The following is a 14,619-nucleotide window of genomic DNA, read 5'->3' as shown; positions in this document are numbered from 1 at the left end:
CGACGGCACTGTCGCCGGGTTCATTCGCGAGCCCCCATGTCCCGCGAGAAGGATCGGGATCAGTCCTCGGGGGCGTGCCCGACGTCGATGCCGCGCTCGGCCAGCCAGGGCTGCGGATCGATCTTCACGCCGTCGGGCAGATGGACTTCGTAGTGCAGGTGCGGGCCGGTCGAGTAGCCCCGGTTGCCGACCGTCGCGATGACGTCGCCCGCGCGGACCGGCTGACCGACATCGACGAGGATGTCGTTGACGTGGCCGTAGACGCCGACGGTGCCGTCGTCCTGTTGCACGCGCACCCACAGACCGAAGCCGGAGGCGGGGCCGGCCTCGACCACGACGCCGTCGGTGACCGCGGCGATCGGCGCCCCGAGCGGGTCACCGAAGTCCAGGCCCGCGTGCATAGCGCCCCAGCGAGCGCCGAAATTCGAGGTGAGCACGCCGGCTGTGGGGCGGACGGTCTTCGGGCGGGTGAAATCTTGCGCGACGAGGTTCGGATCCCAGGATTCGGGCGCGGGCGCGGCCTGCGGCGCCGGGATGTCGGGCGGGGTGAAGAGCGCGAACTGAGCTGTGCTCTCGGCCGGGCGAATCTCGCCCGAGGCGATCTTCCCGGCGACGAGACGGGCGGAGGCGTCGGTGTCCGGGTCCTGTTGTGCTGCGGCGAGGATGCCGAACGAGGCGGTGACGACCGCGGAGGCGGCGACCACTCGGGTGGCGGTGCGGTCACGGCGCAATCGGGTCACGCCGCGACGGATCGGTAACGGAAAGGTCACGGGCATGGCGTCGAACGTACGGTAGTCGCCGCGCCGGTCAGCAAGCTTGTGGCAACCATCACGGGGCGATAAAAGCCCAGGTAGATGGTCACGGCATGGTAACGACACGCCGTAGTTGCATGGTTGAGCTGGGGATACGTCGCCCTTCCCAGCATTTGACCGGCGAAACGTCACGCGCCCACACTGTGTGAGTGGCGACTAATGGAGTTCGTGCCTTGACGGCCCTGGCGGACCCGACGCGCCGCGCGATCTTCGAGGCCTTGCCGCAGGCCGCGCGTTCGGTCGGTGAACTCGCGTGTGAAGTCGGTGTGTCCAGTTCGGCGGTCTCCCAGCACCTGCGTGTGCTGCGCGACGCGCGGTTGGTCATGATGCGGCCGGAAGGCAACCGGCGGCTGTACTCCCTGGACCCGCGCGGCCTCGCCGACGCCCGCGACTACCTCGAGCAGTTCTGGCCGAGTGCGCTCGCTTCCTATTCCGCGGCGCTCAGGAGCGCCGCGACGGCGAACGCCTGACCGCAAGATGCGGGCGCCGCGAGCGTCGTCAGCCGGATGGCGTGGAGACGGCGGCGCGATGCCGGTCAGCCGACGCGTCGATACGCCGCCTTCCGACGGTCGGAGCCCGTGCCGGGCCAGTTGCGCTTGTTCAGCTGCTTGTCGACGGCGTTGATCACTTCGGTGACATCGATCTGCAGCAGACCCGGGTCGGGGGAGTCGGCATCCGGGTCTCCGATGTGGCCGGTCCACAGCACGGCGTGCCGGCCGAGCAGGTGCGCGGGGGGACCGGCCCACCGTGGCGGAGTGGGCCCGAACAGCAGGACGGTGCGGGTGCCGAATGCCGTGGCCAGGTGTGCGACTCCGGTGTCCCCGCAGATCACCAGGGCGGCCTCGGCGACGGTGGCGGCGAGATCGATGAGGTTCTGTTCGCCGGCGAGAACCCGGCCGGCGGGCAGCCCGGCCCGCGCGGCAATGCCGAGCGCGAGCTGGCGTTCGTCCTCGTCACCGGTGAGGACCACTTCGCGCCCGAGCATCAGCAGGTGCCGGACAACCGCGGCGAAACGGTCCGGCGGCCAGCGGCGGGCCGGTGCGCCCGCACCGACGTGTACGACCACGCAGTCGCGGCGGCTGGTGGTCGACACCGGTGGAACCAGTCCGAGATTGCGGCGATCCGCTCGGACGCCGCCGAATTCCAGCAGATGACACCAGCGGTCCACCTCGTGCATGTCGGGTTCCCACTCCGGGCCGGACAGCTCGGGGAACGCGGCATTGCGAAAGGAGAGGATGCGTCCGGGCCGGGTCTTGGACAGTGCGACGATGCTCTCGGTGCTCGCACCGTGCAGGTTGACCGCCAACTCGGGGGGAGGCGCGTCCCATCGGAGGCTGCTCGGATCGGCGGTGGGCACCAGTGCGTCGACCGAGGCGATCAGATCGACGATCGGCTTCAGTCGTTGCGGTGCCGCCAAGACGATGCGATCGTGCGGTTCGGCCCGGCGCAGTGCACGGAGAGCCGGGACCGCGGTGAGTAGATCACCCAGCCCACGCGCCTGCAACACGAGCAGAACCGCCACCCTCTTCTCCTAGCCACCCGAGTCTCACGAACCCCGACCCACCCGTTCACCCCAGGGGCGCCAACGAAGAGTCACTCAGTGATGACTACCCGACCGCCCGCGCTGCGAAACGTGAACTCCGGGCAACGCCGCGGTACCGGCCGAACAAGCGCTGCGCGGCCCGCGCAGCAAATGACCAGTGAACGCATGGGACTGAGCTATAGCATCGAGGTATGACGACAAACAGCGTGGTAGAGGGTCCCCTGCAGTCTCTTGCCCGCCGTGCGTGGCAAACCATTCTGCTCACCGGCATTCTGGCGGTGATCCTCGGCATCCTGATCCTGGCCTGGCCGGGCATCACCCTGCGGGCGGCGGGCATCATTTTCGGCGTCTACCTCGTGGTCACCGGTTTCCTGCAGCTCATCGCGGCCTTCGGCGCGCCCGGTGGCGCCGGTCTGCGGGTGCTGTCGTTCATCATCGGTCTGCTGTCCATCGTGGTCGGCGTCTTCTGCTTCCGCGATGAATTGGCCTCGATCCTGCTGCTGGCATTGTGGATCGGCATCGGCTGGCTGTTTCGCGGGATCGCGCTGCTGGTCGGCGCGATCTCCGAACCCGGGATGCCGGGGCGCTGGTGGCAGGTGTTCTTCGGCGTCGTGACCGCGGCCGCCGGTGTCGTACTGATCGTCTGGCCGGCGCGATCGGTGGCCACGCTGGCCGTCTTGGCGGGGGTGTGGCTGATCATTCTCGGCATCATGGAAATCATCGTGGCGTTCGGGGTTCGCAAGGACGCCGCGGCGCTGGGCGCCGCACACACCGCCGCCTGATCACGGAAACCGCTCGGCCGAGTGCTACCGGCGCCCGGCCGGGCGATGCCGTGTCTCCGGCGCCTCGACCAGCACGGTTCCGTCCGGCTGGAACTCGTGACAGAATCACAGGCGCATTTTCACAGACGTCGGCTTCGGGGTTGGTCGACATCGAAAAGAACTGGAGGCACGAATGATTCGTACTGCTGGGTTTGTCGGTGCGCTGGCCCTCGCGGGGGCCGCGGCCATGCTGTCGGCGGGGACGGCGCAGGCCGCGGTCGGAACGCTGTCGATCAACGGTGAGCTGCACGCGGATCCGGTGGGCTGCCTGAACACCGACGGCACCTTCTACACCACGTTCCAGATCACCGTCGTCAACAGCACCGATCGTGCCGTAACGCTGTACTCCGGCCGGGACTGCACCGGCTCCGTGGTCGGCGAGCTGCCGGTGGAGAAGATCGGATATCTGCCCAAAGGTGGCAGCGTCTCCGTCAGCTGACGAGTGACCGAGGTGGCGGCCGAGGCGTGCGTCGACACCGCCGCATGGGCGAGCGATGCGATTCGCCGGTGCGGGTGGCGGAGACCGCCTCGGCCGTTTCCCGCTGGTTCGATCCGGCCGCGCGAACGTCGTCGCGCCGTCTGATCGCCCGAACCGTGCGGACGCGCTGATCCGGGCTCCCGGATCAGCGCCAAGTTCCGTTCAGCGCGTGCGCGGCCAATCGGCGGCGCACGCCACCGCGGACTCCACGGCCGTCGGCGCCGGAATCGGCGCGGTCGCAGCCGCTCGGCGACGGCCGCGCGGATCCCACACCATCGCCGTTGCCGCCGCGCCCAATAGAACGACGACGATCATCGCCACAACGCACCACACCAACACTGTCATTGCCTCCTGGGCATCACCCATCCGGTTGACAGACTGCATCGGCTTACCAAGGCGGACAGTTCTTTTCGAGTCGTCCCCAGTATCGCCCGAGCGAGTGGCACAAGCGAGTCGACCGCGGCCGCCGCGGGCTGCGGCCGAAGACGCCATCGATGTCGCCACCGCCCGTTGCACCAGCGCGGACGCCGGTTCCTCCTGCGGCACGGCTCCGGTGTAGCCGGCGGAGGAGACGAGGATCACGGTGCGCCGCCGGGGTTCCGGGGTGTGGGCCGGGTCTCGGCCGATCCGTGTCGCACCCGCTCGCTGCGCTGCGCGGATGTCGGCTCGGCGACTGTGCCCGCCCGGGTCCGCTGGGTCGTTCCGTCGTTGGAGGCCGGAGACCGGTCCACGGCGCGCCGAATAGTGGGCAGGCTGCCCGTTTGCCCACTCTCCGCTGGGGTAGCACGGGGGACGAAGGTCACCCACTATCCAGCGGAAAGGGTCGGCTCGGCGATGTCTACTTCCACACCAGGCGCGACAACTGATCGGCGGTCTCCTCTTCAGGTCGCCGCCATGGCGGTAGGAGCGGTATTCCTACTGGTCGGCATCCTCGGATTCATACCGGGGATCACTACCGACTACAGCGAACTCGACTGGGCGGGACATCACTCCCAGGCGCAGTTGCTCGGGCTGTTCAACGTGTCCGTGCTGCACAACGTGGTCCATCTGGCTTTCGGAGTCGCCGGAGTGCTGGCCGCCCGGACCGCCGCATCGGCGCGCGCGTACCTCATCGGCGGCGGTGTCGTCTATCTGATCCTGTGGCTGTATGGACTCCTCGTGAATCCCGACAGCGATGCCAACTTCGTGCCGCTCGACACGGCGGACAACTGGCTGCACTTCGCGCTGGGTGCCGGCATGATCGCGCTGGGATTGCTCTTGGCGCGGCGGCCGGCGGCCCAAGCACCAGGAGCGGGCGGACAGTCCGGGATTCTGGAGTAGGGCATCCGGCGTAGGCGGCCACAGGCGGCCGTGTCGGTTCCGGGCGCCGAGCCGACGGGCTGAGGCGCGTACACCTCTTCGAGCGGATTGCGGGCCCGGCGATCTCCGGCCGGGGTTTCGGCGCAGGTTCGGTATGAAGGCTTTCGCTACGTCGTGCACCAGCTCGCCGCGCCCGATCGAGCCGCCCGCACCGGGACGGCCGCTGGCGGCAGAGCGTGCCGACTTCGGTACACAAGCGTGATCGTTCCAGTTGGCGCGATGTCGCGCGGGGTGCTGGGAAATTGCCACCGGGCCAACGGATCTCAGCGCCCGTTCGCGGACCCGGCGCCGCCGTGTCGACGGCGGTACGCTCGGCGCAGGCGATGTCCGGCCCGGGAAAAAAGTTGAACTCGTCGCACGCCGCACATGTTGACATCAGCTGCTGTAGACAACATATGATGTCAATACCTTGCTCAGCCTGTACCTCGATGCGCCGACGCCGCTCGAGCTATGGGAGTGCAGGCGCTTCGACCACTTCAGCAACGACCGCGCCGAGGGAGTACCGATGAGGGCCAAGCCACCCGCGCTGGGATATCTCCGTAAGGACGTCTCGGGTGTGTCCCAGGATTGGGACGAAGCGCAGATGCGCAGTCTGGCAAAGCGTTTGGGTTACGAGTTGTGCAAGACCGTGACCTTCGGCGCCGGTACCGACGCACCGGTCGATCGCCTGGTCGAGGCCGCACGGAACTTCGGCGTCGACGCGGTCATCGCACCGGGGTTGCAGCACTTCGGCAACGTCGTACCGGGTGAACTGGTCGAGGTGTGCGACCTGATCACGGTCACGCCGCAGCAGACGTACTCCCGTTCGGCCCTGTCGCGGATCTGGGCATAGATCGTCCGGCGCCGGGAGGTCCTCAGTCGACGTCCAGGCCTGCGCCGAAAGTGATCCGATCTGCGACTCGACGTGGTCGCAGATCGGTGGGTGCCGATGATGTGAGCTTCCCGGCTGCGCCACCGGCGGCCCGCATCGTAGTCGTCGGGGTGATCCGGCCGCCAGGCCGAGTTCGGTCAGGCGGGGTCGGAGCATGAGACCGGTCTCCGCGCGTCGAAGATGCGCGATTCCGCTGGGTCTGTCGAGATATTCGCCGAGCCTGCCCGCTGAGCGTCGATCGCCGTCCGCTTGTCCACCGGCGAGCAACTCGACGCTGATGGAAAGCTCGCCCGGACGATCAGTTCCGATGAGAAGAGCCTCCGCGGAGATCTCGCACCGCTGAGTGCGGAGGGCGGGTGCCGATCGGCGCGGGCGGATGTCGGCGGTCGTTTCGATCGGGGTGGATAGGCTGGCCGGTATGTCGGAGACGCTGTCACGCAACGGATCGTCGGTCGCGCTCGTGCTGGGCGGCGGTGGTCCGGTCGGCCTCGCGTGGTTGGCGGGATTGGCTACCGGGCTGCGGGACAGGGGGATCGATCTGTCCCTGGCGGAACGGTTCGTGGGCACCTCGGCCGGGGCGGTAGTCGGCGCGATCCTGGCCGACGGCGGTGATCCGGCGCGCTTGTTGCGGCCACCGTCGACATCGGCGCCGGTACCGGCGGATCCGGCGCGAATGGCGGAGATATTCGCCGTCCTGCGCGCCCCCGGACAGGATCCCGTCCAGGCGCGCCGCCGGGCGGGTGAGCTGGCGCTGGCCGCGCAGGTGGGCGATCCGGACCTGCACATCGCGCGCATGGGCGAGCTGGCCGGTGTGGCGCAGTGGCCCGCGCGCGACCTCGTGATCACCGCGATCGACATCACCACCGGCGAGTTGCGCGCGTGGACCAGAGACGGCGAGGCGTCGTTGCCCGCGGCGCTGGCGTCCAGCACCGCGGTGCCGGGTGTCTTCCCCCCGATCCCGATCGACGGCCGCCACTACATCGACGGCGGCTTGCGCTCACCGGTCAACGCGGACCTGGCCGCGGGCGCGGATGTGGTGGTGATCGTCGAACCGTTGGCGCACATGTTCCCGCGCAGCTCGAGCGACCGCGAATTGAGCTCGGCCACAGAGGTTTCCATAGTTCCCGACGACGATGCCATCGCCGCGTTCGGACTCGACGTGTTCGACCCGGCCGCGCTGGCCCCCGCGCATGCGGCCGGTGTGCGCCAATCCGCCGAGGCGGCGCTGCGACTGAAAGACGTCTGGCCGAACCCCTGACCGGGGCACGTACCCGCCGCCGCGAGCGGTCGGCACGGCGGCCCGCCGCGATATGGTTCGGACTCCTGGTGTGCCTGCCGCCAGCGGCACTCCGCTATGCCCCGGCTTCGTCGGGCGCGTACCCGAGGATGCCTTTGATTTCCAGGTAGTCTTGGAACCCGAATTCGCCCCATTCGCGGCCGTTTCCGCTTTTGCGGTAGCCGCCGAAGGGCGCGTGGAAGTCGAACGCGTCGTTGATGGTGATCCAGCCCGCCCGGATGCGGCGAGCTACCGACCGCGCGCAGTCCAGATCGGCGCCCGCGACGTTGCCCGCGAGCCCGTACTCGGTGTCGTTGGCGATCTCGACGGCGTGGTCGATGCTGTCGTAGCCGAGGATGGCCAGGACCGGGCCGAAGATCTCTTCGCGGGCTATGGTCATGTCGTTGGTGACGCGCGCGAAGACGGTGGGCTTCACGTAGTAGCCCTTGGTGAGCCCGTCGGGTCGGCCGGTCCCGCCGATCACCACTGTGGCTCCCTCATCGATGCCCTTCTGGATGAGCGCCTGGATCTTGTCGAACTGTGATCCGGATACCACCGGGCCCAGCGCCACGTCCCCGGTGGGGTCGCCCACGGTGAGCTGGGCGGCGATCCGGCGGGCGGTATCGATCGCCTCGTCCATCCGGGTGCGGGGGACCAGCATGCGCGACAGCGCGCTGCAGGTCTGGCCGGAGTTCATCATCATCGGGCCGATCGCGGCCGCTACATTGGCCGCGAAGTCCGCGTCGTCGAGCACGATGTTGGCGCTCTTGCCGCCCAGCTCCTGGGTGACTCGCTTGACGCTGGGCGCGGCATTGCGCGCGATCTCGATGCCCGCGCGAGTGGAGCCGGTGAAGGAGATCAGATCCACGTCCGGATGCGACGACAGCGGTACTCCGACACCGGGACCGTCCCCTTGGACGAGGTTGAACACGCCCGCGGGAACACCGGCGGCGTCGAGGATCTCGGCGAATATCTGCCCGGTGAACGGCGAGCGCTCCGACGGCTTGAGCACCGTGGTGCAGCCGGTGGCCAGGGCCGGGAAGACCTTCACGGCGATCAGGCTCATCGGCCAGTTCCACGGCGTGATCAAGCCGCAGACGCCGATGGGCTCCTTGACGATCAGCGTGGCACCGCGCTGTTCTTCGAAGGCGAAGTTCTCCAGGATCTCGATGGCGGTCGTCAGGTGCCCGGCCCCGAGGTCGACCTGGAAGCCACCCGCCAACCCGTTCGGCGCGCCCATCTCCTCGGTCAGCGCCGCGGCGAGGTCGCTCGCGCGCTTGCCGTATTCCGCGCCGATAGCGCGCAGCAACTCGGCCCGCTCGTTCACCGAGGTAGCAGACCAGGCGGGGAAAGCCGCTCGCGCGGCCGCGACCGCCCGATCCACGTCGGCGGCCGAGCCGTCGGCGACGACGCCGCACACCTGCTCGGTTGCCGGGTTCACGACTTCGAAGGACCGCGCTTCGGCCGGCTCGACCCAGGCGCCGCCGATGTAGAACTGGGAATACTCGCGCATGACTACTGTGTCCCTTCCGCGTACCAGGTGCGGAACTCGTCGTAACTCGGCATCTCCTCCGAGTTCGCCTTCGGATCGACGGCCACGTGGATGACGCCTGGTTTGCCGCTGGCGTACGCCCGTTTGATGGCGGGGGCGATGTCTTCGTCGCGCTCGACGTATTCGCCGTAGCAGCCGAAGCCCGCGGCGACCTTGTCCAGGCGGGTGTCGGTGCTCCAGTGCGTACCCGTCTCCAGCGACCCGGGCCCGAAAAGGCCCTTGTAGACCCCGACTTCGAGACCCCACGCGTAGTCGACCGCCACCACGCAGACCAGCGGGAGGTTCAGCCGCGCCGCGGTCTCCAGCTCACCGATGTGGAACAGGAACGACGAATCGCCGGTGACCAGCATGACCGGGCGCTTCCTTCCCTCGGCCACCGAGGCGCCGACGGCGTAGGGCAGCCCGGTGCCGAGGTGCCCGAAGTTCTGGTTCCAGATCACGTCGTGCGGCTTGGCCTGAGAGTAGGTCCAGCCGAAGATCGTGGTGGCGCCGCCGTCTCGGACCATGATGCCGTCGGAGGGGAACACCGTGGTCGCCTCGACGATCAGTCGCGCGGGATGCACCGGAGACTGTCCGGACGGGGCTGTTTCGGCCAATTCGGCGAGCCTGGATGCGTCCTGCTCGATCCAGCCACCCAGCTCGGGCGACGGCGTGCGTGGAGTGTTCTTCAGCGCCTCGACCAGCTGCGGGACGATCGCGCGCAGGTCGCCGACGAGCGGCACATCGATCGGGCGGTTGACCCCGATGGCTTCCGGATTCTGTTCCACCAGAATCCATTGGCGATTCGCCTCGCCTGCCACCCAGTGCCGCCCGACGCCGTAGTGGACGGGCTCGCCGAGCTCGGTGCCGATCGCCAGGCACAGATCCGATTTCACCACCGCGTCGATGGATGACGGTGAGAAGCCGTAAGCGAAGGTGCGCTCCTCGAGTCCCTCGATATACGAAGTGCCGCCTGAGGTTTGGATGATAGGGCAGGCCATGAGCTCGGCGAGCGCGCGCACCGACTCGCCGGCGCGCGCGGTGTGCACGCCATGGCCGACGAGCAGCACCGGCTGCCGCGCGGCGCGGACCAGTCGCGCCGCTTCCTCGATCCGGTCCTGGCCCGCGGTCTGCCCGACGAGTCGATACCGGCTGGGCGGCAATGGTTCCGGTACGTCGAGTTCCTCTTGGATGATGTGCTTCGGCCACTCGATATAGACCGGGCCGGGGGTTCCGGTGAGCGCCCGGCGCAAGCCCTCACGGATGATCTCATCGGTCTGGTCGGCGTATTCGATGCTGGCGCTGTATTTCACCGACGGCGCGAAGAGCTCGGCCTGCTTGACGAACTGGATGCGCCCGCGCCGCACCCGCTGCTCGGTGATCCGAGCGCGTTGCCCACCGAGGAAGATCACCGGCGAGTTCTCGACCTTCGCGCACATCATCGCACCCGCCAGGTTGGCGACGCCCGGCCCGAGGGTGCCGATGCACACCGCGGCCTTACCGGTCATCCGCGACACCGCCTCGGCCATGAAACCGGCGGATTCCTCGTGGTGCGGCGCGACGACGTTCCAGCCGCGTTCCTCGGCCAGGTGGAACATGTGCACGAAATTCGGATCCGGAATGCCGAATATCGTGTTGATGCCCTCGGCTTCGAAGAGCTGAAGGATACGTTCGTACACCTTAACGGGCATGCTGTCCTGCCTCCGTGGCTAGCTCGAAACTCTTCCTGATGTGATCGCTGTGCCCCGCGGGGACGGCAGGCAGAACCCAGGAGCCGGCCGTATCGCGGATAGCGTCGATCTGCTCGCCGATCTCTTCGACCGTCCACGAGGGGCGGTAGACCCCAGGGGTTTCGGCGATGTAGGCCCGCGCCACTCGTCCGGCGACCGAGACCAGCATTTCGCCGGTGATCGAGCAGGATTCATGAGCGAGCCAGCCGACGGTCGGCGCCGTCAGTTCCGGTCCCATGGGCGGGTAGGACGAGGTGTCGAGTCCGTCGGCCAGTCTGGTCACCGCGGCGGGCACGATGACGTTGCCCAGGATGCCGAATTCGGCTCCCTCCAACGCGATCACGTTCGACAGGCCGATCATGCCCGCCTTCGACACGGCGTAGTTGGCAACGCCCTTGTTGCCGTACAGCCCGCCGATGGACGAGGTGAGCACCACGCGGCCGTAGCCCGCGTCGGCCATGACCGGGAAGGCCGGCCGGACGACGTGGAACGCGCCACGCAGGTGCACGTCGAGCACCGCGTCGAAATCCTCGTAGCTCAGTTCCCGCAGCGAACCGTAACGGACGTTGCCCGCGTTGTGCACGAGGATGTCGAGGCGGCCGTAGTGGTCGAGCGCCGCGTCGATGATCGCGCGCCCGCCCTCGGCCGTGGCCACCGACTCGGTGCAGACGACGGCGGTGCCGCCGGCCGCCTCGATCTCGGCGACCACCTCCGCGGCCGGATGGGCCTCGACGCTGTCGCCGCGCACACTGCTGCCGAGGTCGTTGACCACCACTTTGGCCCCCTTCGAGGCGAGCAGCAGTGCATACGCGCGGCCCAATCCCCTCCCGGCGCCGGTGATCACGGCCACGCGATCGTCGAATCTGAGTTCTGGCAAGGTGCTCGGTCCTCTCACAGGTGCGTCGCGATGGTCGGGAACTCGTCATCCACCCAGGACGAGACCCTCCAACCGGCCGGTTTCGCGCCAGTCCCGCAGCAGGTCCTCGAGCACGTAGAACCCGCCCCAGAAGGGATCACCGAGGAACGACCGGCCGTTCGGTTCGCCCTCGCTGTTGTAATAACCGGGGGTGCATTCGCGGACGAAGTTGCTGTTGTCGAACGAATTCGCCCGGATGATCGCGATCCACGCTTCCTCGGCCTCCGCGCTGGGCTCCACCGTGGTGGCCTTCCGGACCGAGGCCTCCTTGATGATGTAGGCGATGTGATCGGCCTGCTGCTCGAACATCCGCGTGGTGGACGCGGTCACCCCGCCCTGGACGAACCCGGTGGCGAAGTGGTTCGGGAAGCCGTGCGACATGATCCCGTGCAAGGTGCGGAATCCGTCGTTCCAGTGCTCGTACAGCGACCGGCCGCCGCGCCCGGCGAACGGCTGGATGGCGAGCCTTCGGTCGATGTCACTGCTGATCTCGAAGCCGCTGGCGAAGACGACGCAGTCGACTTCGTATTCGACACCGTGCGCGACGATGCCCTTCTCCGTGATGCGCTCCACGCCCTTGGTGTGCGAGACATCGATGAGCGTGACGTTCGGGCGGTTGAACGCCTGCAGATAGTTGTCACTGAAGCCCGGTCGTTTGCACAGGTGCCGGTAGTACGGCTTGAGCGCCTGGGCCGTCGCCTCGTCCGCCACGATCTCGTCGACGCGGCGGCGCACACGCTCCATCGCACGGTAGTCCTCGGCCTCTTTGAGCTCCATGACCTTCAGCGGATTCGTCGCCAGTTCGGCCCAGCCGCCGGTGGCATCCAAATGGGCGGCCACATTACGGGCGACCTCGGTCCAGCCGTCACAGATCAGATCCGGCTCACCGGGGGAGTAGAACGCGTAGGCGGCGTTGTGGAAGTTACGCTGCCGCTCCTCCCGCCAGCCCGGCCGCAGCGAGTTCACCCATGCGGGATCGGTCGCCGTGTTCCCGCGCTCGAAGATGTAGGACGGCGTGCGCTGGAACACGTACAGGTGTCCGGCGCCTTCGGCCAGGTGTGGGATCGTCCCGATGCCACTGGCACCGGTGCCGATGATGGCGACCTTCTTGTCGGCGAGCTTGTCCAACCCGCCCTTCAGCGTGCCGCCGGTGTACGTGTAATCCCAGCGCGCGGTGTGGAAAGTGTGACCCTGGAACTGGCTGATGCCGGGGATGCCGGGCAGCTTCGGCCGGTTGTACGGCCCCTGGCACATCACGATGAATCGGGCGCGGATGTCGTCGCCCCGGTTGGTCGCGATCCGCCATCGCTCGATCTGCTCGTCCCACTCCAGCGACCGGATCAGGGTGTGGAAGATCGCCTTCTCGTAGAGGCCGAAGTGCTTGCCGATGCGCTGGGCGTGTTCGTAGCACTCGTCACCGAAGGAGAACTTCTCTTTCGGCATGTAGCCGGTCTCTTCGAGCAACGGTAGATAGCAGTAGCTGTCCGAGTCGACCTGAATGCCGGGGTAGCGATTCCAGTACCAGACCCCGCCGAAGTCGCCACCCAATTCGATGATCCGGAAGTCGTCCACGCCGGCCTGCCGCAACCGGTGCGCGGTGATGAGACCCGCGAATCCGCCACCGAGGATCGCCACCTCGATCTCGTCGGTGATCTCGTCGCGCGGCTCGACCGGCGTGTACGGATCTTCTTCGTAGTAATCCGCGAATTCACCCTCGGTCAGCAGGTACTGCTTCTGGCCCTCGGGCCGCAGGCGCTTGTCGCGTTCGGCGAGATATTTCACGCGGAGGGCATCCCGATCGACATCGGGCGTAACCGTGGGCTTGCACTCTTGCATTCGGATTTCCTGGATCTCTAACTCGGGGTCGGAGGCGGTGGACCGGCGGGTCCGGCTCGTCAGGTCAGATCGCGTGGTTCGCCGGTACCCATGTATCGGGCGAGGTTGTGGTGCAGATTCACCACGCTGCGTTCGCGATAGGGATTGGGTTTCGGCCCGGAGAAGCCCCGGCTCTTCATGCCCTGCTGGACAGCGGCCATATTGGCGAAGTCTTGCGGTAGGACGGTCCGCCAGCCGGGATCGCCGACAGGGGTGTACTCCCAAGCGGTCCGCGGCTCCTCGCCGGGTGGGAAGAGTTCGAACACGGCGGCTTCGAAGATGCACTTGTCCGGGTCGTACCCGTAGGGCCGGAATCGGTAGCACAGCATGTTGTTCAGCGCGTGGCCGATCTGGAAGTTGGGAAAGATCTGCCACGCGGTACCCGCCTGGGCGACGATGTCGGGATCGACCTTCGGCCAGACCACCCCGCGCGCCTCGTCCTCCGACCGCGCGGTGTCGAGCCAGTAGCGCAGCACTTCGTTGGCCGGTGTGCCCTCGGGCAGTTCGTCGACCAGCCGGTTTGCGACGTCGACCAGCGTGCGGGTGGTGTTGGTGTTGGCGTTCTCCCAGGTGAAGTTCTGGAGCGTGGCGGTGGAGACGCGCGCGTCGGGCCCGCTGCCGACGCGCACCTTGGCCTGGTTCTCCTCCATGCCTTTGGGGGCGTCGTAGCCGATGTTGCTGTGCTTGCCCTGCGCCCGCGACCATCCGAGGAAGGTGCCGAAGTTCATGAACTCCGGGTGGGTGTAGGGCACGTGATAGGTCTCCATGAACGCCTCGAAGGCGACCTTCCAGTTGCAGTCGAAGGTCAGCCACCGCCGCCAGCGGTAGCGCATGTTCTCCAGTTCGAAGTGTTCGAGCAGACTGGCGGCGGGCTCCAGATACGCTCGGAGCGGTTGCGCGTCCGGGTCCATGTTGATCCAGATCCAGCCGCCCCAAGTGTCGACGTGCACCTGGTTCAGCCCGTCGTTGCGCTCGGTGAGGCCGCAGGTCCAATCCTCGCGTTCGGCGGCGAAGGTGTTGCGGCCCTCCAAGTCGTAACGCCACCCGTGAAACCCGCAGACGAACTGCTTGCGGCTGCCGCGGGCGTCGTGCGCGCCGTCCGGGGTGTCGATCAGTTTGCGGCCGCGGTGCGCGCACACGTTGTGGTAGGCCCGGATGGTGTCCGGCGCGGTGCGCACCACGACGATCGAATCGTCGAGGATCTCGTAGGTGAGGAAGTCGCCGACCCGGGGAATCTCCTCGACTCGTTCGACCTGCTGCCACACCTTGGCCCAGAGTTTGTCGCCCTCGGCGCGGGCGTACTTCTCGGAGATGTACGCCTCGACGCCGATCGTCATCGGCGCCGACAGCGGTTCGGCAGTCGCGGAACTCGTCGCCCCGGTTGTCGTTTCGCTCATGACATGCTCC

Annotated in this window: 14 protein-coding genes; 6 read left to right on the top strand and 8 right to left on the bottom strand. The window is 67.6% G+C overall.

The window, feature by feature from the left end; translation table 11 throughout:
• Window positions 1-59: 59 nt before the first annotated feature.
• Entirely contained in the window at window positions 60-776 is a 717-nt protein-coding gene (locus tag ACFU5M_RS03235) for a M23 family metallopeptidase (protein WP_379042850.1), read from the bottom strand.
• Between the two features lie 185 nt (window positions 777-961).
• Between ACFU5M_RS03235 and ACFU5M_RS03230 the strand changes: the two genes are divergently transcribed.
• Window positions 962-1,282 (top strand): ArsR/SmtB family transcription factor, encoded by a 321-nt coding sequence (locus ACFU5M_RS03230; RefSeq protein ID WP_379042847.1) that lies wholly within the window; start codon window positions 962-964, stop codon window positions 1,280-1,282.
• A 65-nt stretch (window positions 1,283-1,347) separates the two neighbouring features.
• Here the strand turns inward: ACFU5M_RS03230 and ACFU5M_RS03225 are convergent, their stop codons facing one another.
• Window positions 1,348-2,334 (bottom strand): glycosyltransferase family 9 protein, encoded by a 987-nt coding sequence (locus tag ACFU5M_RS03225; protein WP_379042844.1) that lies wholly within the window; start codon window positions 2,332-2,334, stop codon window positions 1,348-1,350.
• 212 nt (window positions 2,335-2,546) lie between these two features.
• Here ACFU5M_RS03225 and ACFU5M_RS03220 point away from each other — a divergent pair, with 212 nt between their 5' ends.
• Together ACFU5M_RS03220 and ACFU5M_RS03215 are read left to right on the top strand one after the other, a co-directional pair.
• Window positions 2,547-3,137 carry an HdeD family acid-resistance protein gene (locus tag ACFU5M_RS03220; protein ID WP_379042841.1) on the top strand — a complete coding sequence of 197 codons (591 nt, stop codon included), beginning with the start codon at window positions 2,547-2,549 and terminating at the stop codon, window positions 3,135-3,137.
• A gap of 172 nt (window positions 3,138-3,309) precedes the next feature.
• The gene (locus ACFU5M_RS03215) at window positions 3,310-3,615 is read left to right on the top strand and encodes a hypothetical protein (protein ID WP_040871783.1); all 306 of its coding nucleotides are present in this window, start codon (window positions 3,310-3,312) and stop codon (window positions 3,613-3,615) included.
• Window positions 3,616-3,816: 201 nt separating this feature from the next.
• Here the strand turns inward: ACFU5M_RS03215 and ACFU5M_RS03210 are convergent, their stop codons facing one another.
• The gene (locus ACFU5M_RS03210) at window positions 3,817-3,999 is read right to left on the bottom strand and encodes a hypothetical protein (protein ID WP_379042837.1); all 183 of its coding nucleotides are present in this window, start codon (window positions 3,997-3,999) and stop codon (window positions 3,817-3,819) included.
• 549 nt (window positions 4,000-4,548) lie between these two features.
• On the opposite strand from ACFU5M_RS03210, the gene ACFU5M_RS03205 reads away from it, so the two are divergent.
• The 3 genes from ACFU5M_RS03205 (at window position 4,549) to ACFU5M_RS03195 (ending at window position 7,142) form a co-directional block, all read left to right on the top strand.
• A complete protein-coding gene (locus ACFU5M_RS03205) occupies window positions 4,549-4,974 on the top strand; it encodes a DUF4383 domain-containing protein (protein ID WP_379042834.1) in 426 nt (141 codons plus the stop codon).
• 544 nt (window positions 4,975-5,518) lie between these two features.
• Entirely contained in the window at window positions 5,519-5,845 is a 327-nt protein-coding gene (locus ACFU5M_RS03200; protein WP_379042831.1) for a hypothetical protein, read from the top strand.
• 457 nt (window positions 5,846-6,302) lie between these two features.
• A complete protein-coding gene (locus tag ACFU5M_RS03195) occupies window positions 6,303-7,142 on the top strand; it encodes a patatin-like phospholipase family protein (RefSeq protein WP_379042828.1) in 840 nt (279 codons plus the stop codon).
• 94 nt (window positions 7,143-7,236) lie between these two features.
• On the opposite strand, the gene ACFU5M_RS03190 is transcribed toward ACFU5M_RS03195, so the two are convergent.
• The 5 genes from ACFU5M_RS03190 to ACFU5M_RS03170 form a co-directional block, all read right to left on the bottom strand.
• Entirely contained in the window at window positions 7,237-8,673 is a 1,437-nt protein-coding gene (locus ACFU5M_RS03190) for an aldehyde dehydrogenase family protein (RefSeq protein WP_379042825.1), read from the bottom strand.
• Between the two features lie 2 nt (window positions 8,674-8,675).
• Window positions 8,676-10,382 carry a thiamine pyrophosphate-binding protein gene (locus ACFU5M_RS03185; RefSeq protein ID WP_379042822.1) on the bottom strand — a complete coding sequence of 569 codons (1,707 nt, stop codon included), beginning with the start codon at window positions 10,380-10,382 and terminating at the stop codon, window positions 8,676-8,678.
• Window positions 10,372-11,271 carry an SDR family NAD(P)-dependent oxidoreductase gene (locus tag ACFU5M_RS03180; protein ID WP_379042877.1) on the bottom strand — a complete coding sequence of 300 codons (900 nt, stop codon included), beginning with the start codon at window positions 11,269-11,271 and terminating at the stop codon, window positions 10,372-10,374. The genes ACFU5M_RS03185 and ACFU5M_RS03180 overlap by 11 nt, the downstream gene beginning before the upstream one ends.
• 72 nt (window positions 11,272-11,343) lie before the next feature.
• Complete coding sequence (locus tag ACFU5M_RS03175; protein ID WP_379042820.1) at window positions 11,344-13,173, bottom strand: flavin-containing monooxygenase; 1,830 nt, start codon at window positions 13,171-13,173, stop codon at window positions 11,344-11,346.
• A 59-nt stretch (window positions 13,174-13,232) separates the two neighbouring features.
• Entirely contained in the window at window positions 13,233-14,609 is a 1,377-nt protein-coding gene (locus ACFU5M_RS03170) for an SRPBCC family protein (protein ID WP_379042817.1), read from the bottom strand.
• Window positions 14,610-14,619 lie beyond the last annotated feature (10 nt).

The sequence above is a fragment of the Nocardia sp. NPDC057455 genome (genome assembly GCF_042802775.1).
Classification (GTDB): domain Bacteria; phylum Actinomycetota; class Actinomycetes; order Mycobacteriales; family Mycobacteriaceae; genus Nocardia.
This window is presented reverse-complemented; position numbering and strand designations above follow the sequence as displayed.